Source organism: Helicobacter sp. 11S02629-2 (assembly GCF_002272875.1).
In the GTDB taxonomy this organism is placed as follows: domain Bacteria; phylum Campylobacterota; class Campylobacteria; order Campylobacterales; family Helicobacteraceae; genus Helicobacter_I.
The window spans coordinates 208,432-235,334 of the sequence record NZ_MLAN01000001.1 but is presented as its reverse complement, the minus strand read 5'-3'; the positions used below and the strand labels follow the sequence as shown (position 1 = coordinate 235,334).

At 35.8% G+C, this 26,903-nt stretch carries 22 protein-coding genes; 20 read left to right on the top strand and 2 right to left on the bottom strand.

Translation table 11 applies throughout. From position 1 onward, the window contains the following. The first annotated feature begins 11 nt into the window (after window positions 1–11). The 11 genes from aroQ (at window position 12) to BKH40_RS00950 (ending at window position 10,566) form a co-directional block, all read left to right on the top strand. Complete coding sequence (gene aroQ, locus BKH40_RS01000; protein ID WP_095276026.1) at window positions 12–497, top strand: type II 3-dehydroquinate dehydratase; 486 nt, start codon at window positions 12–14, stop codon at window positions 495–497. A gap of 155 nt (window positions 498–652) precedes the next feature. After that, window positions 653–1,438, top strand: a complete 786-nt coding sequence (locus BKH40_RS00995; protein WP_180675045.1) for a phosphatidate cytidylyltransferase — start codon at window positions 653–655, stop codon at window positions 1,436–1,438. A gap of 9 nt (window positions 1,439–1,447) precedes the next feature. Next, window positions 1,448–2,617, top strand: a complete 1,170-nt coding sequence (gene dxr, locus BKH40_RS00990; RefSeq protein WP_257842465.1) for a 1-deoxy-D-xylulose-5-phosphate reductoisomerase — start codon at window positions 1,448–1,450, stop codon at window positions 2,615–2,617. Window positions 2,618–2,631: 14 nt separating this feature from the next. Beyond that, window positions 2,632–3,591 (top strand): thiamine-phosphate kinase, encoded by a 960-nt coding sequence (locus tag BKH40_RS00985; protein ID WP_095276022.1) that lies wholly within the window; start codon window positions 2,632–2,634, stop codon window positions 3,589–3,591. A gap of 16 nt (window positions 3,592–3,607) precedes the next feature. Continuing rightward, window positions 3,608–4,255: a Crp/Fnr family transcriptional regulator gene (locus tag BKH40_RS00980; protein ID WP_095276020.1), complete on the top strand. Its 648-nt coding sequence runs from the start codon at window positions 3,608–3,610 to the stop codon at window positions 4,253–4,255. Window positions 4,256–4,412: 157 nt separating this feature from the next. Continuing rightward, window positions 4,413–5,285 (top strand): P-loop NTPase, encoded by an 873-nt coding sequence (locus BKH40_RS00975; RefSeq protein WP_095276018.1) that lies wholly within the window; start codon window positions 4,413–4,415, stop codon window positions 5,283–5,285. 22 nt (window positions 5,286–5,307) lie between these two features. Next, a complete protein-coding gene (locus BKH40_RS00970; protein ID WP_095276016.1) occupies window positions 5,308–5,622 on the top strand; it encodes a hypothetical protein in 315 nt (104 codons plus the stop codon). 9 nt (window positions 5,623–5,631) lie between these two features. Then, on the top strand, window positions 5,632–6,321 hold the full coding sequence (locus BKH40_RS00965) for an RNA polymerase sigma factor FliA (RefSeq protein ID WP_095276015.1): 690 nt from the start codon (window positions 5,632–5,634) through the stop codon (window positions 6,319–6,321). Window positions 6,322–6,323: 2 nt separating this feature from the next. After that, on the top strand, window positions 6,324–7,388 hold the full coding sequence (gene fliM, locus BKH40_RS00960; protein ID WP_095276013.1) for a flagellar motor switch protein FliM: 1,065 nt from the start codon (window positions 6,324–6,326) through the stop codon (window positions 7,386–7,388). Further along, a complete protein-coding gene (fliY, locus tag BKH40_RS00955; protein WP_095276011.1) occupies window positions 7,385–8,200 on the top strand; it encodes a flagellar motor switch protein FliY in 816 nt (271 codons plus the stop codon). Before fliM ends, fliY begins: the two co-directional genes overlap by 4 nt. Window positions 8,201–8,214: 14 nt before the next feature. Continuing rightward, window positions 8,215–10,566 (top strand): UvrD-helicase domain-containing protein, encoded by a 2,352-nt coding sequence (locus BKH40_RS00950; protein ID WP_095276010.1) that lies wholly within the window; start codon window positions 8,215–8,217, stop codon window positions 10,564–10,566. Window positions 10,567–10,596: 30 nt separating this feature from the next. Here the strand turns inward: BKH40_RS00950 and BKH40_RS00945 are convergent, their stop codons facing one another. Continuing rightward, the gene (locus BKH40_RS00945; RefSeq protein WP_095276149.1) at window positions 10,597–11,478 is read right to left on the bottom strand and encodes an endolytic transglycosylase MltG; all 882 of its coding nucleotides are present in this window, start codon (window positions 11,476–11,478) and stop codon (window positions 10,597–10,599) included. 22 nt (window positions 11,479–11,500) lie between these two features. Here BKH40_RS00945 and BKH40_RS00940 point away from each other — a divergent pair, with 22 nt between their 5' ends. Genes BKH40_RS00940 through BKH40_RS00915 form a run of 6 tightly spaced genes read left to right on the top strand, consistent with a single transcriptional unit; the run spans window position 11,501 to window position 22,218 of the window. Next, on the top strand, window positions 11,501–16,843 hold the full coding sequence (locus BKH40_RS00940) for an AsmA-like C-terminal domain-containing protein (protein ID WP_095276008.1): 5,343 nt from the start codon (window positions 11,501–11,503) through the stop codon (window positions 16,841–16,843). Further along, window positions 16,843–18,501 carry a DNA primase gene (dnaG, locus tag BKH40_RS00935; protein ID WP_095276006.1) on the top strand — a complete coding sequence of 553 codons (1,659 nt, stop codon included), beginning with the start codon at window positions 16,843–16,845 and terminating at the stop codon, window positions 18,499–18,501. The genes BKH40_RS00940 and dnaG overlap by 1 nt, the downstream gene beginning before the upstream one ends. Then, window positions 18,498–19,583, top strand: a complete 1,086-nt coding sequence (locus BKH40_RS00930) for a 7-cyano-7-deazaguanine synthase (RefSeq protein WP_095276004.1) — start codon at window positions 18,498–18,500, stop codon at window positions 19,581–19,583. Before dnaG ends, BKH40_RS00930 begins: the two co-directional genes overlap by 4 nt. 11 nt (window positions 19,584–19,594) lie before the next feature. After that, entirely contained in the window at window positions 19,595–20,671 is a 1,077-nt protein-coding gene (locus tag BKH40_RS00925) for a M24 family metallopeptidase (RefSeq protein WP_180675041.1), read from the top strand. 2 nt (window positions 20,672–20,673) lie between these two features. Then, a complete protein-coding gene (locus BKH40_RS00920; protein ID WP_095276002.1) occupies window positions 20,674–21,864 on the top strand; it encodes an alpha-1,2-fucosyltransferase in 1,191 nt (396 codons plus the stop codon). A gap of 9 nt (window positions 21,865–21,873) precedes the next feature. Continuing rightward, entirely contained in the window at window positions 21,874–22,218 is a 345-nt protein-coding gene (locus BKH40_RS00915; RefSeq protein WP_095276001.1) for a dihydroneopterin aldolase, read from the top strand. Between the two features lie 232 nt (window positions 22,219–22,450). Here the strand turns inward: BKH40_RS00915 and BKH40_RS00910 are convergent, their stop codons facing one another. Beyond that, window positions 22,451–23,737, bottom strand: coding sequence for an SLC13 family permease (locus tag BKH40_RS00910; RefSeq protein WP_095275999.1), 1,287 nt, complete (start codon window positions 23,735–23,737; stop codon window positions 22,451–22,453). 312 nt (window positions 23,738–24,049) lie between these two features. Between BKH40_RS00910 and BKH40_RS00905 the strand changes: the two genes are divergently transcribed. Genes BKH40_RS00905 through BKH40_RS00895 form a run of 3 tightly spaced genes read left to right on the top strand, consistent with a single transcriptional unit; the run spans window position 24,050 to window position 26,871 of the window. Then, window positions 24,050–24,880 carry a hypothetical protein gene (locus tag BKH40_RS00905; protein ID WP_095275997.1) on the top strand — a complete coding sequence of 277 codons (831 nt, stop codon included), beginning with the start codon at window positions 24,050–24,052 and terminating at the stop codon, window positions 24,878–24,880. Window positions 24,881–24,883: 3 nt separating this feature from the next. Beyond that, the gene (locus tag BKH40_RS00900; RefSeq protein WP_095275995.1) at window positions 24,884–26,062 is read left to right on the top strand and encodes a CaiB/BaiF CoA-transferase family protein; all 1,179 of its coding nucleotides are present in this window, start codon (window positions 24,884–24,886) and stop codon (window positions 26,060–26,062) included. Continuing rightward, entirely contained in the window at window positions 26,059–26,871 is an 813-nt protein-coding gene (locus BKH40_RS00895; protein WP_095275993.1) for a CoA ester lyase, read from the top strand. The genes BKH40_RS00900 and BKH40_RS00895 overlap by 4 nt, the downstream gene beginning before the upstream one ends. Window positions 26,872–26,903: the final 32 nt, after the last annotated feature.

The following is a 26,903-nucleotide window of genomic DNA, read 5'->3' as shown; positions in this document are numbered from 1 at the left end:
TAGGAGAAAACATGAAAATTTTAGTTATACAAGGTCCAAACCTTAACATGCTAGGGCATAGAGACCCTAGGATTTATGGCACTTTGACTTTGGAGCAAATACATGCAAACATGAAGATGTGGGCAAGTCAAAATCAGCTAGAGCTTGAGTTCTTGCAAAGTAATCACGAAGGTGAGATCATAGATAAGATTCAAGAGTGTGTAGGTGGAGAGTACGAAGGTGTTTTGATGAACCCGGGCGGTCTTTCTCACACTTCTATATCACTAGCTGATGCCATAGCATCTTGTGGTGTGCCTGTAGTTGAAGTGCATCTTAGCAACATTCAAGCTAGAGAAGAAGCTAGACAAAAGTCTATAACTGCGGCAGTAAGCGTTGGGATAATAGCTGGCTTTGGGCCTTTAGGATATCACCTAGGTCTATTAGCTTTAACTAATATTATCCAAGAGATAAAACAGCTTAAAGAAAGCCAAGAGCAAGCTAACAATCCTCAAGCTTAAGCTTTAGATACACTTAAGTCCTTCTTTTACTAAAGAGGGATTCCCTCATTAAATATAAGTTTTCAATTGAATATAAATTTGCAATGAAAATATAAATTTGACACAAAGCATTTTTTATACTTAAATACCAAATCACGTCAGTCAAGGAAAGTACTTTGAGTTCATTTACAGAACTGCTTAAAAGCAGTAAGAATCGCTTAATAACGGGTGTGATTTTAATCGTAGCCTTAATAATCATCTTATGGATAGAAAATCTAATCCTTACTTGGGTTATATTAGGCTTAATCTTTCTAATCGGCATGAAAGAAGCCTGCGTTTTGTATCAAACCTCTTTTAATGTCCAAAAGATAGTGATTTCCATAGTGATATGGATAGTAGCTTATTTTGTTTCCCATCCTGTTTATCTTGGAATCTTTGTCTGGGTGCTTTTAAGTGGCATAAAAGCTTTTAGAGGTGAAAGCAAAGAAGAAAACGATGGTAATGAGATAAAGCCTTTTTTATATCCAAGTGTGATGTTTTTAGCCCTCTATGACATCTATGCTAACTTTGGAACTTATGCCTTTGTATGGCTTATAGTAGTAGTGGCTTTAACTGATACCTTAGCTTATATAGGCGGTAGGCAGTTTGGAAAGCACAAACTTACAAAGACCTCTCCTAATAAGACCATAGAAGGGACCATCATAGGTGTCATTATAGGAAGTGCTATAGGCTCTCTAGTTGGGCTAGGTGTGGTTGATGGTTTTTGGGTGTCTTTAGGCTTTAGCTTTATTATAAGTGTGCTTAGTGTGCTAGGTGATATATATGAAAGCTTTTTAAAGCGAAGTGTTGATGTTAAAGATTCTGGAAGCTTGCTTCCTGGGCATGGTGGTGTGCTAGATAGGATGGATGGGCTTTTGTTTGGTTCTATTGCCATGCTTTTAGTATTTTATGTTTTGATGTAAAGAAAAGTTATGAAAAAAAGCATTTTGGATTCTAAAGATATGGAATCTTTTGTAGTACTTGGTGCAACTGGTAGTATAGGGGTTAATGCCTTAAAGGTTATAAGTGCTTTTGGTAAAAAGGTAGAAGCACTGAGTGCAGGAAGTAATATAGAGCTATTAAATGAACAAATAAGTCTTTATAGCCCAAGCTTAGTTTGCATAGCCAACAGCTGGGATCTAAAAAGGCTAGAGCCAAAGGGCGCAAAAGTCTTTATAGGTGAAGAGGGGCTTTTAGAGATGCTAAGTCTAGCAAAGTCTTTAAAAGTCATAAATGCCATAGCTGGCTTTGCAGGCTTACATGCAAGCCTAAAAACATTAGAGCTACAAAAAGACTTAATCCTTTCTAATAAAGAAAGTTTAGTGGTGGCTGGAAGTCGATTTGATGTTAGTAAGATTATCCCAATTGATAGTGAGCACTTTGGGCTTTGGTATATCTTAGAAGGCCTAAAAGCTAAGGGGGAGACTAATGTAACTAGGCTTATTATTACCGCAAGTGGTGGGGCTTTAAGAGATAAGAGTGCTAAAGAAGTTTTAGATTCTAAACTAAAAAGTGTACTTGCACACCCTAACTGGAAGATGGGTGCGCGCATAACGATTGATAGTGCGACTATGGTTAATAAGCTTTATGAAGTCCTTGAAACCTACTGGCTTTTTAAAGACTTAAATAAGAATCTAAAAATAGATTCTTTAATAGAGCGAAGTTCAAGCATCCACTCTCTTGTCGAGCTAGAAGATTCTAGCTTGCTAGCCCACCTTGCAAACCCTGATATGAGGCTGCCACTTAGCTTTGGCATAGGTGGTAAGGAAGCTTTTAAAGAATCTATTATTAACAAATTAGACTTAAAAGACTTAGTAAAGATAGACTTTAGAGAGATAGATACAAAGCTTTATCCACTTTGGAAGTATAAAGACTTACTACTTGAAAAACCAAGTCTGGGAGCTGTTTTAAATGCTAGCAATGAAGTCGCTTTAGAAGCTTTTTTAAGTGAGAATCTCTCTTTAAAAGTTATAGTTGATATAGTAAGTAAGACCTTAGAAGCCTTTAAAGATACTAAGATAAATGATAGCTTAGAAGACATCTTAGCCCTTCATAAAGAGGCACGAAGCGTAGCGTTAAAGCAGTTACATGATCTTATATAATTTAAAACTTAGCTATGTGCACAAAGACTAGATTTGATAAAGAAAAGTACTTTTTAGACACCCTTAAAGGCCTAGGTGTGTTTAAAGGCGTTGGTGATGATTGTGTTAATCTTAGTTATGCAGCAAATCTAAAATCTCTAAAAAGCTTTCAAGTCCTAGACTATAAAGATAAGGTAGTTGGCTTTGATAGCTTTATAGAAGGGGTTCACTTTAAAAGAAGCTTTATGTCTTTGAAGGACATAACGACAAAGGCTTTCTTAGTTAACTTTTCAGATATAGTAGCTTGTAATGCAGTGCCAAAATACGCCCTTTTAAGCATAGCCTTGCCAAGTCTTAGCAAGCTTGAATTAAAAGAGATAGCAGAAGCTATAGCCAAAATCTGCAAGGACTATAAGATATATCTAATAGGTGGGGATACAACTAATGCAAAAGCACTTAGTTTTAATATAGTAGTTTTTGGAATCTTGCAAGATGAAAGAAAGACTAGTAAGACTTTTGTTAAAAGAAGATTCCTTAGTAGGCAAAGTAGACACCTTAAAGGTGGGCTTTTAGCCTACACAAGGGCACGTGATAGAGACTTAGGCACTTCACTAAAAACACTTAATGCCCTTTTAAGATACCCTAAAAGACTAGTGCATAATAGGCGTGATGAGAGATTTCTAAGCCCAAAACTAAGAAGTGGATTTGTAGCTGAGGCAAGGAAAAAGATGCTTATAGGACTAGATATATCAGATGGGCTAGCTAGTGAAGTAAAGTATTTAGAATCTAGCAATAAACTAGGCTTAAAATCACTTATCAAACTTAACTCTAAGATTTGGAAAAGTGGGGAGGAGTATGAGATGCTTTTTGCCTATAATAAAAAAGATAGGCTTAGCCTAAAAAGGCTAGCAAAAAAGCATAGGATAGCTTTTAAAGATGTAGGCAGTTTTGAGCGTGTTTCAAAGCTAGATATAAGGCTTAATGTATGGCATTAAAAGAGGAGAGAAATAGATGTTAGATAAGAGATTGTTAAAAAGTATAGATATTTTTAAGTCACTAGATGATACGCATTTAGATGAGCTATTACGCATTAGCAACATAGTAGAGTACAAAAAAGATAATGTGCTTTTTTATGAAGGTGAGCGTCCAAGTAGGCTTTATATCTTACTTGATGGTAAGTTAAAGCTTTTTAAGGTTGATAATAATTCAAATGAGATTATATTACACAGGCTTCAAGGTATATCTTTGGTAGCTGAAGTAGTCTACTTTACTCATGGAATCTTCCCAGCAACTGCCATCTTTGAGGGGGATAGTAGTGTTTTGAGTATAGACTATGAAGGCTTTGAGAAGTTTTTAGACAACAAGCAGGTTTTAAAAAGCTTTGTTATATCTTTAACTGAAAAAGTAAGGATTTTAGAAGGGATAATCTCTAATAAGATGATTTTAAAAGCTAAGCAAAAGATAGCAAGGTATATAATTTTAAATGAGGCAAGACTTGCTATGCTAAATCAAAAGCAGATCGCAAAAGAGCTTTTTATAACACCAGAGACGCTTAATCGTAATCTTAAGATTCTAAAAGAAGAGGGTGCTATAAGTATGATAAAAAGCAAGATAGAGATACTAGACTTAGAGTTTTTAAAAGATATTTCAGAATCTTGAAAGTTTGTTAAAAACTTAGATTAAAGGTATACTTTTTGCTAGTTGCTTTTCTAGCAATAGGACTTTAATAAAGGTTTGGATTTATATTTTAGGTTGTAGATATCCTTGGAAGGGACTGATGTAATGGTTTTTGAAGATTTTATTTATGGAGTTAGTAATGGCATATAATCAAGCTAAGAAGTTAGATGACCTACTAGACAAACGAAAATCTAATAAATCTAACATTAAATATATCTCCATAACTTCAGGTAAAGGCGGCGTAGGTAAGTCCACTATTAGTGCTAATCTTGCTTATAAGCTAAGCAAGCTTGGCTATAAAGTGGGAGTATTTGACGCAGATATAGGCTTAGCTAACTTAGATCTTATCTTTGGAGTTAAGGTAGAACACAGTCTTTTAGATGTCTTAAAAGGCTATGCTAGCATAGATGACATCATCCATAAAGTTGATCAAAACTTATATCTTATACCCGGGGATAGTGGAGAAGAGATACTAAAGTACGCACAAAACAACATCGTAGAATCTATAGTTGATAAAAGCTCTATACTTGACACTCTAGACTATCTTATCATAGATACAGGTGCAGGCATAGGCGCACTTAATCAAGCCACACTTAAAGCTAGTGAGTACATCATAGTAGTTACTATGCCAGACCCTTCAGCTATAACTGATGCTTATACGACTATTAAGATAAATGCAGATTCTAAGTCTGAGATATTTATGATTATAAATATGTGCAAGGATCAAAGTGAAGCTAAGTCAGTCTTTTCTAGAATCCAAACCATAGCTAAGAAAAACATCCCTTCTATGAATCTTAAGTTTCTTGGTGGTTTAGATAGTAACGCCGCTGTGAATAAGGCCACGAGGAATAGATCACTTATTGCTAAAGTTGAGCCATTTAACCCTGTATCTGTAGAGTTAGGAGAGATAGCACTAAAACTTCATAATGAAGTTAACAGTTTGGAACAAAACATGCTTTCAGACCGTAAAGGCTTTAATAGCTTTTTTAGGCGTATGCTAAGTTATATATAGGCTTTACAAAAGGATTTGTAACATGTTAAGACAGGATAATTTTATAGGTTTTTCTATAGTCTGTGGCTTTTTTATAGGGATTATGTTTGGGATAATCAAGTTTAGTGACCCAGCTTTAATCATCCTTTGGGCTATCCTTGCTACAGCTGGAATCTATCTTATAGTCATAGCCTGCGTTTCAGTCTACTCTCGCTTTGTAGACTTAAGCAAAGAGCGTGATATACCAAAAGAAAAGCTAGAAGATAGCCTTGAGTACTACAGAAAAGAGTTTGATAAAAAAGAAAAAGAAGTACAAAATATTAGAAACTTTATAAAAAGTATACAAAGCTCAGACTAGAAGTAAGCAATGAAGCCAAAAAACCACTACGATCAGTACCTTAGAGATACTCAAGATGAACTAGCACTGCAGTACATCCCTGCAGTTAGGGCTATGGCATTTAAGCTAAAAGAAAGATTGCCTAGTTCTATAGATATGAATGATCTTGTATCCATTGGTACTGAAGAGCTTATAAAGCTTTCTCGTCGCTATGATAGCGCTAAAAATGATTCTTTTTGGGGCTATGCTAGAAAGCGGGTTAATGGCTCTATGCTTGATTACTTACGAAGCTTAGATGTATTATCACGTGCTTCAAGAAGACTGGTTAAGGCTATAGACTATGAAGTTTCAAAGTACTTTAACACTCATGAAGAAGAGCCAAGTAATGAGTACTTAGCTAAGGTTTTAAACGAAGACTTAGAAAAGATTAAGCAAGCACGCATCGCTGCTGATATCTATACGGTTATACCAATTGATGAGCAGTATAATGCTTTAGAAGATGGTGATATCTTAAAAGAGTGTGAGCATGCAGAAGTGCTTGCTTCAGTTAAAAAGATACTTAGTACTTTAAGCCAAAGGGAGCAGTTAGTTATACAGCTTTATTATTTAGAAGAGTTAAGTTTGAGTGAGATTAGCGAGATTTTAGACATAACAGAATCTAGAATCTCACAAATCTCAAAAGAGGTCATTAAAAAAATTAGAAAGTCCCTAGGAGCGTAACCATGGCTAAGATTCTAAGTCAAGAAGAGATAGATTCCCTACTAAATGTTATGGATGAAGATGGAGATGGGTTTGAAAGTGGGGATCTAGTAGACCTTGCTACAGAAAAGCAAGTTATAGTATATGACTTTAGAAGGCCTAACCGCGTAAGCCGCGAGCAGCTAAGAAGCTTTAGAAGTATCCATGATAAGATGGCTAGGAATCTATCAAATCAGATATCTGCCATCATGAGAAGTATAGTTGAAATCCAGCTTCACTCAGTAGACCAGATGACTTATGGTGAGTTTTTGATGTCCCTTCCAACCCCAACTTCTTTTAACGTATTTTCCATGAAGCCAATGGATGGAGCAGGGGTGTGTGAGATAAACCCAACTATTGCCTTTCCTATGATAGATAGGCTTTTAGGTGGTAGGGGTGATCAGTATGAAGGCACTAGGGAGTTTACTAATATAGAACTTAACTTGCTTGATACCATCCTTCGTCAGATCATGCAAAACTTAAAAGAAGCTTGGGCACCTATAGCTGATATCTTCCCTAGTGTAGACGCTAAGGAATCTAGTCCAAACGTAGTTCAGATAGTCGCACAAAACGAAGTAGTAGTTATGGTAGTTATGGAGATAGTCATAGGTCATAGCAGTGGGATGATGAACCTTTGCTATCCAGTTATATCTCTTGAAACTATACTTAGTCGTCTAGCAAGTAGAGACTTACTGATGAGTGAGACTAGTGGTAAAAAGTCGCGTAACAAAGAGCTGCAAGCACTTATCGGAGGGGCTGATGTTAACGTCTCTGCCATACTTGGTAGCACTAATATAAGCTTAAAAGATATCTTAGAGCTAAAAGTAGGAGATGTTATAAGGCTAGATAAAGTGGCAGATGATGTAGTAACTGTTAATATAGATGGAAGAGAGAAGTATGCAGCAAGTATCGGCCTTCAAAGGTATAGAAAAACCATACAGATAAGAGAAGAGATAAAAACTGAAAAAGATAAGTTAAAAGAAGTTATAGAAATGCTTGAAACTCAAAGAAAGTCAAAAGTTAATGATATACAAGAGGAAGATGTATGAAAGAGTTCTTAGATCTAGTACTTAAAGAGTTTAAAGGTACACTAGAAGGCCTTTTTGGAAGGGATGCTATCTTAGAGTATAAAGGAGAAAGTAGGGCTAGTAATGACATCTTACCAACACCTTTTGTGCTAGTAAGTGTAAATGTCATCTTAGATTCCAAAGTCTCTAGCAAGCTTAGCTTTGCTATGGGCTATGATCTAGCTACAGCACTGCCTGATATGATGTTAGGTGGGGATGGGGCTATAAAAGATAGCTTAGAAGAAGATGATAAAGATGCTTTAAAAGAGATTATTAATAACGTCTTAGGATCACTAAGTACCACTTTAAACTCACAAGATTCCTTACCAAAGTATAGTTTTAAAGTAGAAAATCTAGAAATTGTGCAAGATGAAGCTAACTTAACTATCTATGATAAAGCTTATAAGTTTTCCATCGCCATAGATTCTTTAAAATCAAGCTTTTTCCTGCTAACCCAAGATAACTTATTAGAATCTAAAGAAGCACCAAAACCACAAGTCCAAGCAAAGCCAGTGCTAAATGAACGCGAGCTAAAAAACATAGCCATGCTTTTAGATATAGGTTTAAATGTAAAAGTGCGTATAGGTCAAAAACGCATGCTTTTAAAAGACGTTATCTCTATGGATATAGGAAGTGTCATAGAGCTTAATCAGCTAGCAAGTGACCCACTTGAAATACTAGTTAATGATAAAGTAATAGCTAAGGGTGAAGTTGTAGTAGTGGATGGAAACTTTGCAGTGCAGATAACTGAGATAGCTACTAAAAAAGAAAGGCTAGAGCAGCTAAAAGGCTAGCTAGCTAAGAGATAATGGATATATTAGATTCCTTAAATGAAGCCCAGCGCTACGCAGCCACTCACATAGATGGTGCACTTTTAATCATAGCTGGGGCTGGAAGTGGCAAGACTAAGACTATAACCACAAGACTAGCTTACATGATAGATAAAGCAGGCATAGACCCTTATAACACCTTAACGCTTACTTTTACTAATAAAGCTGCCCGCGAGATGAGGGAGCGTGCCCTTGCTTTAATAGAATCTAAAGAAAAGCTTGACCCCCTCCTTTGCACCTTCCATAAGTTTGGACTTATCTTTTTACGCGAGTACATAGAATCTTTAGACAATAAGCGAAATAGCAGCTTTGTGATTATTGATTCAAACGATCAAAAAGACATCATCAAAAAGATAAATAAAGAAAAGCTTGAAGATGTACGCGACTTTATAAGTACTGCTAAAAACAAGCTTTTATCTCCCAAAGAGCTATCTTTAAAGCACCCTTTAAAAGCTAGACTCTATCAAGACTATGAAGACTATCTAGCCTTTAATAACCTAGTAGACTTTGATGACTTACTACTTATGCCAACACTTTTGCTTAAAGAGTTTGACGCTTTAAGGAGGGCTATATCTGAGCGTTATAAGTACATTATGGTAGATGAGTATCAAGATACAAACTTGCTTCAACTAGAGCTTATAAAGCTTTTATGCAGTGAGCATAATAATATCTGCGTAGTTGGTGATGATGATCAAAGTATCTATGAGTGGAGGGGGGCACTTTTAGAAAATATCTTAAACTTTCAAAGTGACTTTGACGCTAAGGCTATAAAATTAGAATCTAATTATAGATCTAAAAAAGAGATCTTAGAACTTGCTAATAACCTAATCAAACACAATCAAACTAGGCTTAACAAGATCCTTCGCCCAACTATAGAATCTAAAGCTAGCATAACTTATAGCGATGCTTTTTCAGAGTATGAAGAGATAGAGCAAGTCTGCAAGGCTATTTATGAGCTACAAAGCAAAGGTGAAAGGCTAAAAGATATAGCTATCATCTTTAGGGTTAATGCCCTCTCGCGCGTCATAGAAGCTACGCTTAATCGCTACAAGATTAAACATAAGCTTATAGGACTTGTTCGCTTTTATGAAAGGGCTGAGATAAAAGACGCACTTGCTTACTTTAGACTTATCATTAATCCAAATGATAATTATTCTTTTTTAAGGGCTATCATCTCCCCTAAACGTGGTCTTGGTGAAAAAAGTCTAGATTCTATCTTAGAGGCAAGTAAGGGCTTAAGTGTCTATCAAGCCTATAAAGAGGGGCTTTTAGATGGCCATAAAAGCTTTGCTAAGTTAAAAGAGTTTTTTGACTTTATAGAATCTAATTTTAAACTTAACCTCTATGAAGTCTCAGGTAACTTTAAAAGAAGCATAAAGCTAATCTCTGATAAAGATATAAGCGAGGAAGCTAACTCAAGACGTCAGAATATAGATGAGCTTTTAGGGCTTTGTAAAGATATGCACGAGCTTGGTTTTGGCTTGGAGCGCTTTTTAGATGAGATAAGCTTAACTTCAAGTAGTGATGAAGATATATATAGTGATGAGGTTTCAGTCTTAAATATACACTCAAGCAAAGGCTTAGAGTTTAAGCACGTCTTTTTAATGGGGCTTAATGAGGGCTTTTTACCAGTAAGTGAAGACAACCTAGAAGAAGAAAGACGCCTAGCTTATGTTGCTTTTACGCGTGCAAAAGAGGGGCTTTATCTAAGCAGTGCTAAAAATCGCCTCCATCACGGCACAAGAAAGCAAACGCCAACATCACGCTTTATAAAAGAGTGCAAGGTTAAAGACTTACTAGGGATAAAAGAGACTTTAAGCTATAGAGATGGTGTTAGATTTGAAGGGGGTAGCACAGGTAGATTTGAAAGAAGTAAAGAAGCTAGTTTAATTCAAGCTAGAACACTAACAGGTCTTAAAAGAAATGACATCTTAAAACACGCAGTACTTGGCATAGGAGTAGTTGAAAGTGTAGAAAGTGATGCATTTAAAATAAGCCTTAAGATAAACTTTAGTGGCAAGATAAGGGAGTTTAGCTACGCACTAGACCCTAGTTTTATAACTGTAGCTTTAGATTCTGGCTTAGAAGGTGATATAAAAGATATCACTAAGCTTTTAAAAAAAGAAGGCTTTTTAGTAGAAGAAGAAGTAGATGAAAACACCTTAGTGCTTTTAGTAAAAGAAGGCTTTAAAGATAGTGCTTTAAGGACTTTAAGCCACTTAGAAGATAAACCTAAAGTTTTAGTCTATGAAGGACTTAGCACTTTAAAATCTAGCATAGTAACGCTAATTTTAGAATCTAAAATCGCCCGTGTTTTTAGTAAGGTTTAAAAAGCCTTTTAGCACCTACTACCTTAGTTTTTATCTTGCCTTATCTGTTATATCTAGTGTCTTTTGACGTTTTTCTACATTACTCAAGTGGGCTTGATAAGTAGTTGAAAAGTCATGCGTGCCTTTGTCGTTTCTCATAAAGTAAAGATAGGGCACTTTACTAGGATTAAGTGCTGCTTTTATAGCATCTATACTTACACTTCCACTAGGCTCTTTTGGAAGCCCTAGGTACTTATAAGTGTTAAATGTAGTCTTATCAGTTTGTATACGCTCTGGAGTTACTCTTATGTGAGAGTACTTGCCATAGTTTAGCGAGCCATCCATCTGTAAAGGCATGCCTATTTTTATACGGTTATCTATAACACCTGAGATGATAGGCATCTCTTTGATGTTAGCTGCTTCTTTTTGTATGATAGAAGCCTTAGTTATGACTTTAAACCACTTTTTTTCATCATAGCTTCCAGTTAGTTTGATAGCTAGTCTTTTTTGTTCTTGCATGGAGATGTTATAAAGTATGTCTATTAGATTTTGCTCATTTGTAGAGTAGGGGAGGTTGTAGGTGTTAGCAAGGATGACTCCATCAGTGTAGGGAAACTTTAGCTTATATAGCAGTTCAAGCTTAGCTTCATCAAAGCTATAAGCACTTGCAAGGTCACGTAAAAAGAAGTAGCTAGTCTCACCCGGTATCAAAGTAAACTTTCTAGTAGCCGCCTTAGATTTAACTAGATAGTATAAAAACTCACCCTTTGAAAGTGTAGAGCTTGGCATCTCTATATAGCCACTTTGAGTAAAACCAAAGAGCCTTGTGATGTAGGCATCTACCTTACTTACATCGTAGTTTTGGCTTTGCAACTGTGTTATAATCTCTCTAGTAGTTCCTTTTGGGATGTATAAAATAACTGCTGACTTCATAGGGTAGCTTAGATAAAAAGACATGGCAATCAATAAAAATAATAAAAAATTTAACAGTATCCTAGCTGACACTAGCGTAGATTCTAAGCCTTTAGGAAGTGTCCATACCGAAGAAAGTGTGGAAGTAAAGAAAAAGCGAGATATTAGCTTACTAAAAGAGGTAGATGCTGACAAAAAGGCTCCTTCTAAAAAAACTGGAAACTTCTTTACAAGACTCTTTGGCAAGAAAGATAAAAGTGTGGATATCTTAGCTGTGCCAGTACTTACAGCTTCAAATATAACAAAAGTCGTTCCTAATGAAGACATTATAAACAAAGAAGATGGTAAAAATCTTGATATTTCTAGTGATGTCATATCTAAGATAAAAAATCTTGACTTAGGTGAAGATGCAGACTTAGAGATAAAAAACTATGATGAAAGCCCTAAGGATATAGAATCTAAAGGTGAAGATTCCAAAGTAGAAAGCACTAAGGAAGCAAACACTAAAGAGAAGAGCACCAAAGAAAGAGACGTCCAAGAAGCAAGCACTAAAGAAGTAGACATAAAAGCACAAGATATAAAAGTGGATTCCAAAGAAGCTAGCAAGCTAGATGGGCAGGAGTTAGAATCTAAACGCAGCTTAAAAGACACAAAAGAGCCAAGTGTTAAGTCAGTCTCACTTGATGACATAAGTCCAAAGGCTATAAGGGTTGAAGAGTATCTAGATGAAAAGTCTTTAAATCTTAACCTTGCTAATCTTAAAACTATAAAAGATTCCTTACTTGAAGCAGAGGCTAAGGCAAGAGAGCTTAGTCTTAAAGCTAGCAGTGAGGAAGGGCATAAAGTAAGTGAAGATAAAAAGCAAACTATACTGTTAGATGAGCTTTCAAATCCTCATTTTAAGCTTTATGAGATAAAAACGCCAGATGATAAAAAAGATGCTTCTAAAGATGTGCTTAAAGAAAAAATCCCTGCAGTAGATGAAGCTAAGATACAAACAAAGGCTATTAATACTGAAGCAAGCTTGCCACAAGAGGCACAAGCAGAAGAAGCAAAAACACAAGAAGAAAAGCCAAAAGAGGCACAAACACAAGAGATAAAAACGCAAGATGCGACAATGCAAGAAGTAAAAAGCGAGCCTATTAGTCCAAAACGCATAGAAGATAAAAGTAAAGACTTAGAATCTAACACTGAAGATGCACTAAAAAAAAACCCTGAAGTTTTAGACGTTTCAAAAGATTCTAACTTAGCTAACTCTGAAAGCAAGCCTAGCTTACTTTCATTTAAAAAGCCCCCTAAGAATCCAAAGCACATAGCAAAAAAAAAATCTAACAAGGCTTTATTAAAACTCTCAATCATCATAATTATAATAGTCATCATCCTAGTAGTGCTTTATAGAATCCTAGCTGGTGGTATACATATAAAAGATGTAAGCATAGCTGGCATAGAAGTGCAAAATGTCTTTTTGAAGTTAGAAAATAAGTTTGTTTTGACTATAGATAAAGTTGATGTGATGGATTCTAAAGCTAAGCAAGAAAACACTAAGACTATAGAAGAAAATGTCAATGACGCCATAAACTACATACAAAAAAGTATCTTTATCTTTTCTTACTTTAAGTTCTTAGAGATAAAAGATATAAGTATCAATCACAAATACACCGGCAGCGTTAGATTTGATGGGAAAAGCTATATTTTAAAAACGCCTTTAGTTAATGCTAGCTTTAGCATAGTAAGTGAAGGAAGGGATCTAGTCTTAAACGTAAGACAGTTTTTGATAAAAGGCTTTGATGCGATCTTAGGTGGAGACCTAATCTACTCTGTGCCTAAAAAAGAGCTAGCCTTTAATATAAAAGCTAACTTTACTAGAAAAGAAGCCCTTACCTTTACTGGTATAAGCACTACTAAAAAGCTACGTCTTAGCACTCAAAGCACTAACCTTGCAAGCCTTGCTATGTTTAAAAAGTACTTTGATTTGATAGAAGATGAGCACTTAAAAGCTACTTTAGAAGAGTGGCTTTATACCAATATCGCTTATAGCAGTTTAAAGATAGAAGATCTTAGGTTTGATGTAAGGTTAGATCCTAAAGACATAGCCTATGACTTTTTACATAAAACCCACGCCAAAATCAGCTTTACTGACTTAAAAGTCACTTTAGCCCAAGGACTTGACCCAATAGAAGCGCCTAATGCCTATCTTACTTACAAAGATAGAGGACTTTATATAAAAACTCCTAAGGCTAGCTTTAATGAAGCTGTGCTTGATAATTCAAGTGTAGATATAGTTAATATGCCTCATCCTGATATACATATAAATATAATCGCACAAAATGCAGTCTTAGATGAAAGCCTAGAAAGACTGCTAGAACACTATGATGTGCATATGCCTCTAAAGCAGCTTGCTATACCTTCAAAAAGTACCTTAGAAGCCTTTAGACTAGCTAGCAAGGATAAAGCACAAAACTTAGATGCAACTAAAACTAATGCAGAATCTTTAAGCACAGAAAACAAAGAGGCTTCAAAAGAAGAAGGCTTGCAAGAAGTAAAGCAAGAAGAAGTAAAGCAAGAAGAAGACGAAAACAAAGAAGTAAAGCAGCAAGAAGATACACAAAGCACCAAAGAAGAAGCTAGTAATAAAGCTAGCACAGATAGAGAGCAAAGTGAGTCTTCTAGCACCCAAGATAGCCAAGAAGGTGATGGTGGAGATCTAAGTAGTGCTATGTTAGATAACACCATGAAAGTAAGCCTTGCTATGAATCTTATCTATAACCCAGAGACTAAAAAAGATGAGTTTACTACCAAAGGCATCATAACTGGCAAGAACATGCAGCTAGCACTTTTTGACTACCCGCTAAGTGCTAAAGACTTACAAGTCGCCCTTGATATAAATCACACTCAAGAGATGATTTACATAACTGGTAATGATGTGACTTATAAAGATTTAGTAAATGGCAATATGCAGGCTTCTTTAGACCTAAAAACAGAAGTCTTAAAGGCTAATACTTTAATAAAAAAAGCCACTATTAACACTAATGACTTAGATAAGTTTACACCCATTACTGAAAGCACTAACACTAAAGATAAGCCCTTACAAAAAGAAGCATTAGGGCTTTTTTACTTTGATGATAGACTAGGTGTTAAGCCTTATGGGGCTAGTGTGCTAAAGACTGCTTTTAATGGAAGCTTAGCTGATGCTAGTCTTAATAACCCTAGTGAGGTAAGCGATGTAGCCCCTAGCTTACTTCAGCCTAGTGATATAGAATCTAAAGATAAAAATCTTTACTATGAGCTTCATTCAGATATAGAGGCTTCAAAGCCATCACAGCCAAAAGATTCCATAGATTCCATAGACCAAAGCTTAAAAGGCACACCTAAAGAAGAGATAGTAACAAGTCCATCAAGCTTAGATGAAGATGACACTACTAATGCTTTAAAAGCCCCACAAACTCCAAGCACTCCTATCATAATAACACCCATTCCACCGCTAGAAAGCAACCCTAGCAGTGTTGGTGAAACTAGTAAGCAGCCTAGTCTAGATACTAAGACACAAGAAAATGCTACAAGCCCAAATGCCAATGAAAATAAAGATATTAATACTACGCAGCCTAAAACACAAAGCCTGCAAGATGAAAAAGACATAGATGCTAATAAAGATTCTAACAATACTCAAGATTCTAAAAGCATAGATACTACTAAGCAAAAAGATGCAAAAGATGTCATCATAACCAAGCCTACTAAAAGTCAAGTATGGGATAAGCTAAAGGTGCAAAAGCAAGAAACTAGACCTTTTACTAAGCTAAGTCCAAAAGATATAGCAAGCCTTGCAAGAAAAGAAGTTGAAAAAGAAAAAGAGCTTAACTTAGAACAAGACTTACTAGATATGACAAATACAAAACTTAGCTTTGAGATAGACTTTAAAAAGCACCTTATCTTAAAAGTACCTACGCTTAATCTTAACTTAAGTATAGATGAAGCCCTAAGCGAAGCTAATGTAAAACCTAGCACCCCGCCACCTAGTCCAAAAAGCCAAGATGAAGCAAGTCAAGAAGTAGCACTGCCTACTTCAAGCACACAAGCTAATAGCGACACTAAGGCACAAGTAGCTATAAGTGAGCTTAAACATAGAATCTTACACGTACAAGCTAGTGACTTACAAAAGCTAGTAGATATATCACCTTTGCTTAGATACTATGGGCTAAAAGGTGGAGATGTGACTTTGGCTTATCCACTAGATGATAATAAAACGCATGATTTTAACTTTAAAGCTAAGCTAACAAAGCTTGATTATCCAATCTATTCTCTTGATAACAAAAAGCTAACTGACATCTCCTTAGCTGGCGAAAGTAAAAAAGGCTTTTTAAATATCACTAGTGATAAAAACATAGTCTATAAGAGTAAAGATTCTTTAAGTATGCTTAAAAGTGGTGGCTATGCTATAGACTTAGATTTAGCCTTAGATTCTAAGATACCTTTTTTAGCTGAGCTTTTTAAAGACACTAACTCTCTTCCTATATCTAAAGAAGAAGCAGAGCAAAACGTAAAGCTAGAGCAAGCAAAAGCTAGCCTTAGAAAGCAGCTTGGTATCCACGCCTTAGACTTTAATATAGTCTTAAATAATATGACGTTTTTGTTTAAAGGCTATAAGATTCCACTAGAAGATGTTAACGCACGTATAAAAAGCCATAAGACTATAATAGATGGATCTTATGGTAATGGAATCTTTAATATGACCATGGTTGATGGCGTCATGTTCTTTGATGCAAAAAACTTTAGTGGCGACTTTATTAATAGAGTGCTTAAGTCTAATGGCGGTGGTAAAGATATAGTAAGTGGAGGCCTTTTTAATATAAAAGCCTTTATGAGAGGTGACAATATAAGTGCAACTATTAACATGAACAATACTGCCTTTACTGACTTTAAAGTAGTACAAAACATCTTTGCACTTATAGATACAGTACCTTCTTTGATAGTGTTTAAAAATCCTCATCTTGGCGCAGATGGCTACAAAGTAGATAGGGGGATAATAAAGCTTGCTATGAACAAAGACTATCTTGGATTAGAAAACATCTACCTAGTTGGCTCAACTATGGATATAAATGGAGAAGGGATAATAGACCTTGCAAGCAAAGAAACTTCAGTGACTTTAAATATCTCAACTATCAAAAACGTAAGTAGCCTACTTAGTAGAATCCCAGTTGTTGGATATATCATCTTAGGAAGGGAAGGAAAGATAAGTACTAATTTAATCTTAACAGGCAAGTATGATAACCCAAAAGTTAATATAAGCCTTGCAGAAGATGTTATAAAAGCACCTTTTAATATTCTAAAAAGAGTCTTCACGCCAATAGACTTTTTAATAGACACCATCATAGAAAACAATAAACAGTAATGATAAAAAAAGAAAGTATAGAAAAGCTAAAAGATTCCATAGATATAGTAGAGCTAATTAGCAACTATATAGAAGTTAAAAAAAGTGGCATAAATTACATGGCACTTTGCCCTTTTCATAATGAAAAAACACCATCTTTTGTTATTAACAAAGAAAAAGGATTCTATCACTGCTATGGCTGTGGGCAAAGTGGTGATGGCATATCTTTTGTTATGGAGTATGAAAAGTTAGACTTTAATGAAGCAGTAAGCAAGCTTGCTTCTATGTTTAATGTCACTTTAGAGTACACAAAAGAAAGTGCTAGCAAAGATAAGCCATTAAGTGATATATTAGGTGCTTTGGCTAAGTTTTACCACTCTAATCTTTTTAAAAACCAAGCAATTTTAGACTACTTAAAACAAAGAGGGCTTAGTGAAGAAAGCATAGAAGTTTTTAAGATAGGCTACTCTTCTAGTAGTATAGAAACACTTAACTTTATAGAATCTAATAAGTTCTCACGCGCTGAAGCCTTAGAGCTAGGCGTTATAACTGAAGGTAATGATAGGACTTATGCTAAGTTTGCTAATCGTATCATCTTCCCCATACAAAGTAACACTGGTAATGTCGTAGGCTTTGGTGGACGCACCTTAAGCGCTGAAAAAAATGTAGCTAAGTATCTAAACTCACCTCAAAGCAGGGTATTTAATAAATCAAAACTACTTTATGGCTATAACTTAGCAAGACCTGAGATTTACAACACTAAAGAAGTCATTATCTGTGAAGGCTATCTTGATGTCATCATGCTACATCAATACGGTATAAAAAACGCTGTAGCTACACTAGGGACTGCTTTAAATGAGCTTCATATCGCCCAGTTAAAAAAGCTAGATTCTAAAGTGCGTCTTTGCTTTGATGGAGATAGCGCTGGGATAAAGGCTGCTTTTCGCGCAAGCACTTTGCTAGCTAAGCACTCAATAGATGGTAGTGTAAGTATCATAGAAGGAGGGCTTGACCCAGCAGATATGATGAAGCTTGATAAAAAGAAGGAGTTTTTAGAACTTATAAAAAACTCTAAGGACTTTTTTAGGTTCAGTCTTGAAGAGATAGTTAAAAACTATAATCTCTCACATCCAGTTGAAAAAAAGAAAGCCTATGAAGAGTGTCTTAGCTTTTTAAACACGCTAGATCCTTTCTTATTTAACGAGTATAAAAACTATGTGGGCTTACTTGTAGGGATGGATTCTAAGCTTATAGCACCTAAAAGACTTAGCACATCTAAAAACTATAAAAGCGAAGCTAATCTAAACAGTGTGGAATCTTCTCTCTCCCTAGCTGAAAAAAACATCCTTCTTTCTATGAAAGAAGATACAAGCCTTTTTGAACTAGGGCTTAACTACCTAGACCCTAAAAACTTTAGCAATCCTTACTTTTTTGAAGCCCTTTTAAAAGATAAAGATGCAAAAGTGCTTAACTTTTTATATGTAGAAAGTAATCTAAAAGTTTTAAGTAAAGAAGAGTTCATAAGCCAAGTAAGACTTTTTTTACTAGCTTGTGCTATGTCTAGCCTACAAGTGTTAAAAGATAATATTATATTAGATCCAAAAGAGAGGTTTGAAAAGATTAACGAACTTCAAAAAAAGATTATAAAACTAAGAAGTGGAGAGTTAGTGACAGTATGAGTGCAAGTTTGAGACAAGATAAAGATAGTAAAAAGATTAAAGCAGTAGCACTTTTTAGTGGCGGGCTAGATTCCATGATATCTATGCACTTACTTCAAAAGCAAGGTATAGAAGTCTATGCCTTAAACTTTAACATAGGCTTTGGGAGTAATAAAGATAAAAGCGAGTACTTTAAAAACGCAAGCAGCCAAGTTGGCGCTAAGCTTATCCAAGTAGATATTAAAAAGCAGTTTTTTGATGAGGTGCTTTTTAAGCCAAAGTATGGCTATGGACGCTTTTTTAACCCCTGCATAGACTGCCATGCTAATATGTTTCGCTTTGCTTTTTATAAGATGGTAGAACTAGGTGCTAGCTTTGCTATAAGTGGAGAAGTACTTGGTCAAAGACCAAAAAGCCAAAGAAAAGATGCGCTTAATCAAGTTAAAAAACTTGTAAGCGAGCTAAGTAGTGAGCCTATATTTGATTCCATATTAAGCCGTGATGGTAGTGATCCTTCTAAGCCAAAAAGCTTAGATGAGCTAATCCTTCGTCCCATGAGTGCAAAGCTGCTAGAGCCAAGTTTCCCAGAAAAAGCTGGATGGGTAGATAGAGAAAGATTGCTTGATGTAAGTGGGCGTGGTAGAAGCTTGCAGCTAGGCTATGTAACACAAAATAACTGGAAGTATCACGAAAAGCCAGGTGGTGGCTGCTTGCTTACAGACCTTGGTGTATCTACTAAGCTAAAAGATTTAAGTAAGCATAGAAAGGTTGTTTTTGATGATTTAAGTATGCTTAAAGTTGGACGCTATCTTGTGCTTCCAGAAGGGGCAAGATGTGTTATAGCTAGGAATGAAGAAGAAAGTATAAAGCTTGAAAGCCCTCACTCTTTGATGGAGCATATAAGCTTAGGTGATGTAGTAGGGCCAGTAGCACTAGTAGAAAAAGATGCAAGTAAGGCTGATAAAAAGTTAGCTTGCCAGATAGTTTTAGGCTACTCTAAGGCTAGCAAAGACAAGCTTTATGATGTAAAATTAGGGCAAGAAGTTTATGAAGTTAGCCCTTTAGCAAAAGAAGAAGCTCATAAATACCTACTCTTTACTTAAAAGGAGGCAATATGTCAAAGGTTATCTTAAAAGAGGCTTTCATCACTAGGGATGAAAGTGCGGCTTATAGTGAGAGTGGTTTTTCTTGCGATAATGTATTGTTTTTAAAACATGGGGATAGTGGCTACTTTATAACTGATGCTAGATATACAACAGAGGCCAAAGAAAAGATAAAAGATTCTAAGTATAAAAAGTGTAAAAACGTAGAAGTTGTAGAATCTAGTGATTTGCTAGAAGATGCTTTAGCTTTAATAAAAAAGCAAAAGATAAAAAGCTTGGTTTTTGACCCTTTAAGGATGCAAGTTAGTGAGTACTTAAGGCTAAAAGATGAAGTTAGCTTAAAAGAAGTGCCAAACTTTACTCAAAAGTTAAGGGCTATAAAAGAGCCTTATGAGCTAGAGCTTTTAAAACACTCTCAAGCTTTAAATAAAAAGGCTTATAAAAAACTTTCAAAGTTTATAAATAAGGTCTTATTTACTGAAGGTGATAAAGGTTTAAGTGAGCAGTTTTTATGGTTTAAGATGAAGGGCTTTTTAGAAGATAAAGGTAGCTATCCTTTAAGCTTTGAGCCAATAGTGGCAATTAATGGCAACGCCGCTAAGCCTCATGCTTTACCTAGTAAGGATGTGTTTTTAAAAGAAGGGGACTGCTTGCTAGTTGATGCTGGATTAAAGTATGAAAGATACTGCAGCGATAGGACTAGAAGTGCTTATATAAAAGAAGATTTTAAGTTCTCTCAAACTCAGACCTTTACTAAAAAAGAGCACCAAAAGATCTATGACTTGGTAAAAAAAGCAAAAGATGAAGCGACTAAAAAAGCAAGAAGTGGCATGAAAGCACGCGATCTTGATGCTATAGCTAGAGATGTTATAGATAAAGGAGGCTACTCTAAATACTTTGTACACTCACTAGGACATGGCATAGGCTTAGATATACATGAAGAGCCTTTTATAACAAAGAGAAGTGAGACTATCTTAGAAGATGGCATGGTGTTTTCTATAGAGCCCGGAATCTATTTGCCAGAAAGCTTTGGTATAAGGATAGAAGACTTAGTGGTTTTAAAAGATGGTAGGGCGGAGGTGCTTTAAGTATGATAGAGATAAGGCTTCAAGGAAGACTGGGGAATCAGTTTTTTATCTATGCTTTTGCTAAGAATCTAAGAAAGCATCTAAGAAACTCTAATAGCCCTAAGCTTGCAAAGCAAGAAGTTATATTAGTGTGTGATGACATTCACAGCTATGAAGTGCCTGATATCTTAAAGTATAATGTTGATAAAAGCTTTTTTAGACCTAGTGCCTTTCATGGCTTTAAGACTACTATAGATAAAGCTTTTTTCTTTATGTTTAGAGTTGCAAGAAAGGGTATTTATCTAATCACTAAAAAAACTATAAGCTATCGGCATAAAAATAAAGAAGTGCCTCATATGCTACCAGAAACGCTAATGGAAACTTACGAAAATGGTGAGTTTGATAAAGCTGTGATAGCTAAGTGTTTAAATAAGTTTATCATAGGCTACTTTCAAAGTGAGCTTTACTTTGAAGATGTAAAAGAAGAGCTAAAAAAAGACTTTAGCTTACAAGAAAACCACCTCCCTGTTATGAAAGTTAGTGCTTTTAAAGCTTTGCTTACTAAGATTAAAGAGCAAGATTCTATCTTTTTACATATTAGAAGAGGTGACTACTTATCTAGTGTTAATGTTACCAAGTATGCCCAGCTTGGTGTTAACTACTACACTAAGGCTATAGCTTTGGTTTTGCAAAAGTGTCCAAATGCTAAGTTTTATATCTTTAGTGATGATGTTGCTTGGGTTAAAAAAGAAGGTATCTCTTTGTTTGGGCTTAATAAGCTAGATTATGAAGTAGTCAACTTGAATAGTCCAAATGCTGGTTATCTTGACTTAGAGCTTATGAAGGCTTGCAAAGGAGCCATTACTGCTAACTCTAGCTTTAGTTACTGGGGTGCTTATCTAATGGAAAATCCTAAAGTGGTAATCGCCCCCTTTCCTTTTCATTTTATACATTCTAATATGGACTTGCTGCCTAGGGATTTTATAGTGCTTGATTGCAAGACAGGGGAAGTTTTAGAAGAAAAAGACTATATGTATACAAACTCTAAAAGCCCAAAAAGTCTTAAAGTGTCAGCTTTTACAGAGATGTTTGAAGCTGCATTTGATGTTGTTTATAACCCTAATTCTGGGGGGGGGGGGGGTAATATACCTCTTCAAAAAACTACTAAAATTGCTAAGGTGGTAAACTTTTTTAAAAAGTTAATATTAAGATAAGGAGAGGCTATGGTCTTTACTCTTGTGATAGATTCTAAGCTTAAAGCAGTTATAGGCATACTTGATAGCGAGGCTAAGCCTCAAGCCTTAAAGCTTAAAGCAAAGATAAAGTATGAGTATGAAAACACAAACAAAGCCTACTTAAACTACGCTAGTATCTTAAGATGCATAGAATCTAGACTAGAAGAAGGAGGCTATGGCTTACTAGAAGACGCTTTGCTAGATATATCAAGACTGCTTTTTATAAAGTATCCGAGTATAAAAAGCCTAGATCTAAGCCTTATAAAGCTAGAGATAATAGAGGGCGCAAAAGTTGGCGCTAGACTTAAGATAAAAAACAGCGAGCTTTTTTAAGAGATTGTTGTGTAAGTTTGCCTAAAGGCAAACTTCATAATGATATAAAGATTTGATGACTTCACCCTAGCAAAATACTCTTAGTTTATAAAAATAGCACTCATTACAAGAGTGCTACAGCAGTAATGGCAATTAGAATCTAATTGCCATGTTGATATAAGCACCTCCTTAGTACTAAGACAATGTAAAAATTGCCACATAGCAAGATTTATATCTCCTTGCAAGTACGCCCTTAGAGGCTAAAAAAGCCTATGCTTAGCAAGATAAACCCACCTATAACTAAGAAGAATGGGAAAAATAAAAGCTTGATAAAGACTTCTTTTTTCTCATGCTCATCTTTAGTCCCAGCTAAAACTAAAGCACCTCCAGTGCTAAAAGGAGAGTAGCCTGTAAAGGTAGCAAAAACTGCCACTACACTTAGTCCAAGAGGCAAGCCTATGCTTAGAGTTGGCACTAGTGGGAAAAAAGTCGGCATAACTACACCCATACTAGAAGCAAATAAACTCATAGCTGAAGAAGCTATAGCTAAAAGATAGCTTATAACTCCACTTTGTGCTCCACTATCTGTTATAAAACTACCTAGTGCTTTTATAGCACCAGCTTGCACACCTATGGAGATTAGCATGCCTAGGCCGCCTACCATGATGATTAGATCCCAAGGTATGTTTTTAAAAGCAGCCTTTTCATCGCCAACTCTAAAGATGATAGCAAGCACTACGCCAAGGAAACACAAAAAGGTTGGATTTAAGATAGTAGTTACTTTCTTAAGGCTTAGGTTGCTTGGATCAAAAGCTAGCCACACAGAAGGGATGATGACAAGGGCAAAGATTAAAACTACTAAGCCTATAGTTCTAGCTTGCTTAGCACTAATCTTTTCTGGAAGGTCTAACTCAGTTGATATGACCTTATAGCCCTTAAAAGCAAAGTAGCCAATTATAAAAATCAAGGTATGAACATAAAACATACTCTCTCCTATCTGCCACGTTAGAGTGCTAGCTAGGGAAGATTCCATATGCAAGGTATTAGCTAAAAAGCCTTCTACGAAGCGACCTCCTAAGGTGAAGGGGTTAAAGCCACCAGCACAAGACCCAGAGTAGATGATGATAGCGGCTAGTAGCTTACTCATTTTAATTCTATTAGCGATGTAAAGCACAAGGGGAGACATGAAGGCAAAGCCTGCATAGTGACCAGGTCCTATAGCTACAAATATAACTACTACTATGTAAAGCACTATTGGTATACTCCACGCATAGTTCCTAGCTGAGTAAATGGCTTTATGGGCTAGCAAGTTAAGCGTGCCATTGCTAATAGCAAAGCCATAAAAAAATGTGATAGATATAAGTATAAAAAAGAGGTTTAAGCCCCATAAGTTCACTATATCAGAAGGTTTAAGCCCATAGTAGAATGCAGCTATGAAGGCTAGTGGTATAGCAAATGCACCAATGTTAGTTTTAAAAACATAGCCAAGAATAATAGACAGTATGATAAAGCCTATTATAATAATGTGTATAACCTCCATATAACTCCCTTTATAACAAATTTTATTTATTGAGTATCTCTTTATGTTTACAGAGATATTTTACATATTATCAAAAAGATTATTCCTTTGTATAAAAAAGTAAATTAGCAGTATATAAATACTCTTAATGTTAAAAAAAGTAACTATAAGTCAATTTTTATTAATAGTAGTCATGAAATATTGTTGTTTTACAAGAATTATTCTTATGATATATAACATTCTGTTATAGATAAAAAAGTATGTTTAGTACTTTTATTACCTTAAGTGGTAAGTTTATATGGGATGTGCGATTTTATTCATAAAAGGAGACTTATGTCAGAGTTAAAGAGTTATATAGGCAAAAGTGAAGAGTTTACTGAAGACATAAATATCCATCAGATTCAAAAGATATGTGCCACTTTAGGACAAGAAGAGCTAAAAGCTGGTGAGAGTTTACCCCATCTTTGGCAGTGGTGCTTTTTTGTTAAAGCACTAGATCCAAGTAAGCTAGGGCGTGATGGCCATCCAAAGCTTGGAGGCTTTTTGCCTTTGATAGAAAATAGAAATAGGATGTGGGCAGGGGGGAGATTTAAGTTTATAAAAGACTTAGTTATAGGCAAAGAAGCTAGGAAAAAAACTACTATAAAAGATATAAGTGAAAAAGAAGGCAGAAGCGGTAAGCTTACTTTTGTAACTTTGCTTCATGAGTACTTTCAAAGCGATACTTTATGTGTAAGTGAAGAGCAAGATATAGTTTATAAAGAGCCTAGCCTTCCTAAGACAAGTAGTGATGCTAGCCTTCCAAAGCCAGAGTTTTCACTTACTTTTACTCCAGATTCAACCCTTCTTTTTCGCTATAGCGCCCTTACTTTTAATGGGCATAAGATTCACTATGATTTCCCTTACGCTACTGAAGTTGAAGGCTATAAGGGCATAGTTATACATGGGCCTTTGCTTGCAACTTATATGATTAATACCTTTTCGCACTTCCATAAAGATAAAGAGATACTTGAGTATAGCTACCAAGGACTAAGGCCACTTTGTGTACCTTCGACCTTACATGCACAAGGGGTTATAAGTAGTGCTACAGAAGCTTCTCTTTGGATAGCAGAAGGAGAAAGCATCGCACATAGAGGCAAGATAATATTTAAACAAAAAGGATAAAACATGACTAAGTTACCACTAGAAGGAAAGATAGTTTTAAGTATAGAGCAAGCTATAGCAGCACCTTTTGCCACACGTCAGTTAGCAGACTTAGGTGCTAGAGTTATAAAGATAGAAAGACCAAAAGTTGGAGACCTGGCAAGGGGCTATGATAAAAGGACAAAAGGGCTAGCAAGTCACTTTGTCTGGACTAATAGATCTAAAGAAAGCCTAGCTATAGACTTAAAAGAAGAGGATTCTAAAAAAGTACTAGAAAAGCTTTTGCCTAAAGTTGATATTTTTGTACAAAACTTAGCACCCGGTGCTAGCACAAGGCTAGGACTAGACTATGAAAGCTTAAAAAAGATAAATCCAAAAATTATAGTCTGTGATATCTCAGGCTATGGTGCTGGTGGTCCTTATGAGCACAAAAAGGCCTATGACTTACTTATCCAATCTGAAAGCGGGCTTTTATCTATAACTGGCACAAAAGAAGATGTCGTAAAAGTGCCTATCTCTATAGCTGATATAAGTGCTGGCATGTATGCTTATAGTGGAATCTTAAGTGCACTTTTACATCTTGAACAAACCGGAGAAGGTTCAAAGGTAGAAATCTCCATGCTTGAGTGTTTGGGCGAGTGGATGGGCTATCCGCTTTATTATACATTTGAAGGGGCAGAGCCTCCTGTTAGAAGTGGGGCATTTCACGCATCTATAACTCCTTATGGACCTTATAAAACTAAAGATGGTGTTGTGATGTTTGGCTTGCAAAATGAAAGAGAGTGGGCAAACTTTTGCCATATAGTCTTGCAAAGAGAAGAGTTAGTCTTACATGAAGATCATAAAACTAATACTTTAAGAACGCAAAATAACGAAAAAGTAAGAGACATTATAGAATCTTGCTTTGCTAATCTAACTAGTGAGGAAGTGACGTATAGACTTGAAGAAGCAAAGATAGCAAATGGCAAGGTGAACACGCTAGATAAGTTTTGGGAGCACCCTCAGCTAAAAGCACGTAATAGATGGGCTGAAGTGGACAGTCCAGCTGGAATCTTGCCTGCTTTAATACCACCTGCGACTAATAGTAACTTTAAAGCTAGGATGGATGCTATCCCAGATCTTGGGGAGCACACAGTTATGATACTAAAAGAGTTAGGTTTAGAATCTGAACTTGAAAGCTTTAAGGAAAAAGGCGTTATATGATGGAGTTAGATTCCTTAAAAAGTTTGCTTTTTGTGCCGGGAAGTAAGCCTGAGCGTTTCTTAAAAGCTTTTAGTTTTAAAGCAAGTGGGGTTATCTTAGATCTAGAAGATGCTGTAGATGAAGATAGCAAAGAGCTAGCAAGAAACCATATAAAAGCCTTTGCTAGGGATAATAAGGCCTTGCAGTTTTTTGTGCGTATTAATAGTATCAAATCTAGATTCTATCAAGATGACTTAAAGCTTTTAGATTCCATAAAGCCTAGCTTGCTAGGCGTTATGCTATCAAAGGCACAAAGTAAAAAAGAGATAGAAGCACTAGACTTTAAGGTTATAGCCTTGATAGAGACAGCTTTGGGAATCTCTAATCTAAAAAAGCTAGCACGTGCTAAAAACTTGCTAGCTTTAAGTTTTGGCTCTTTAGATCTTGCCCTTGATTTAGGACTAGAAAAAGGGAGAGGCAAAGACTTGATGTTAGAGTTTTGTCAAGCTAAGCTAGTAGTGCAATCTAGGGTTAATAACCTCCCATCTCCATTAAATGGAGTTTATGCTAACTTTAAAGATTTAGAAGGGCTAGCAAGTGAGTGCGAAGTAGCAAAAAGTATGGGATTTGGTGGGGCTTTGTGCATACATCCAAGTCAAGTTGAAGTAATAAATAAGGCTTTTAACCCAAGCCCCAAAGTACTAGCGTGGGCAAGAGAAATCTTAGAGTTAGCAAAGCTTCATAACAATGCTGTTTTTAACTATAAAGGAGAGATGATAGATCTGCCAGTTATCTTAAGGGCTAAAAGTATAGTTACTAAAGCACTTTAAGCAAGCCTTGCGTGCTTAAGCGTGATGGAAGA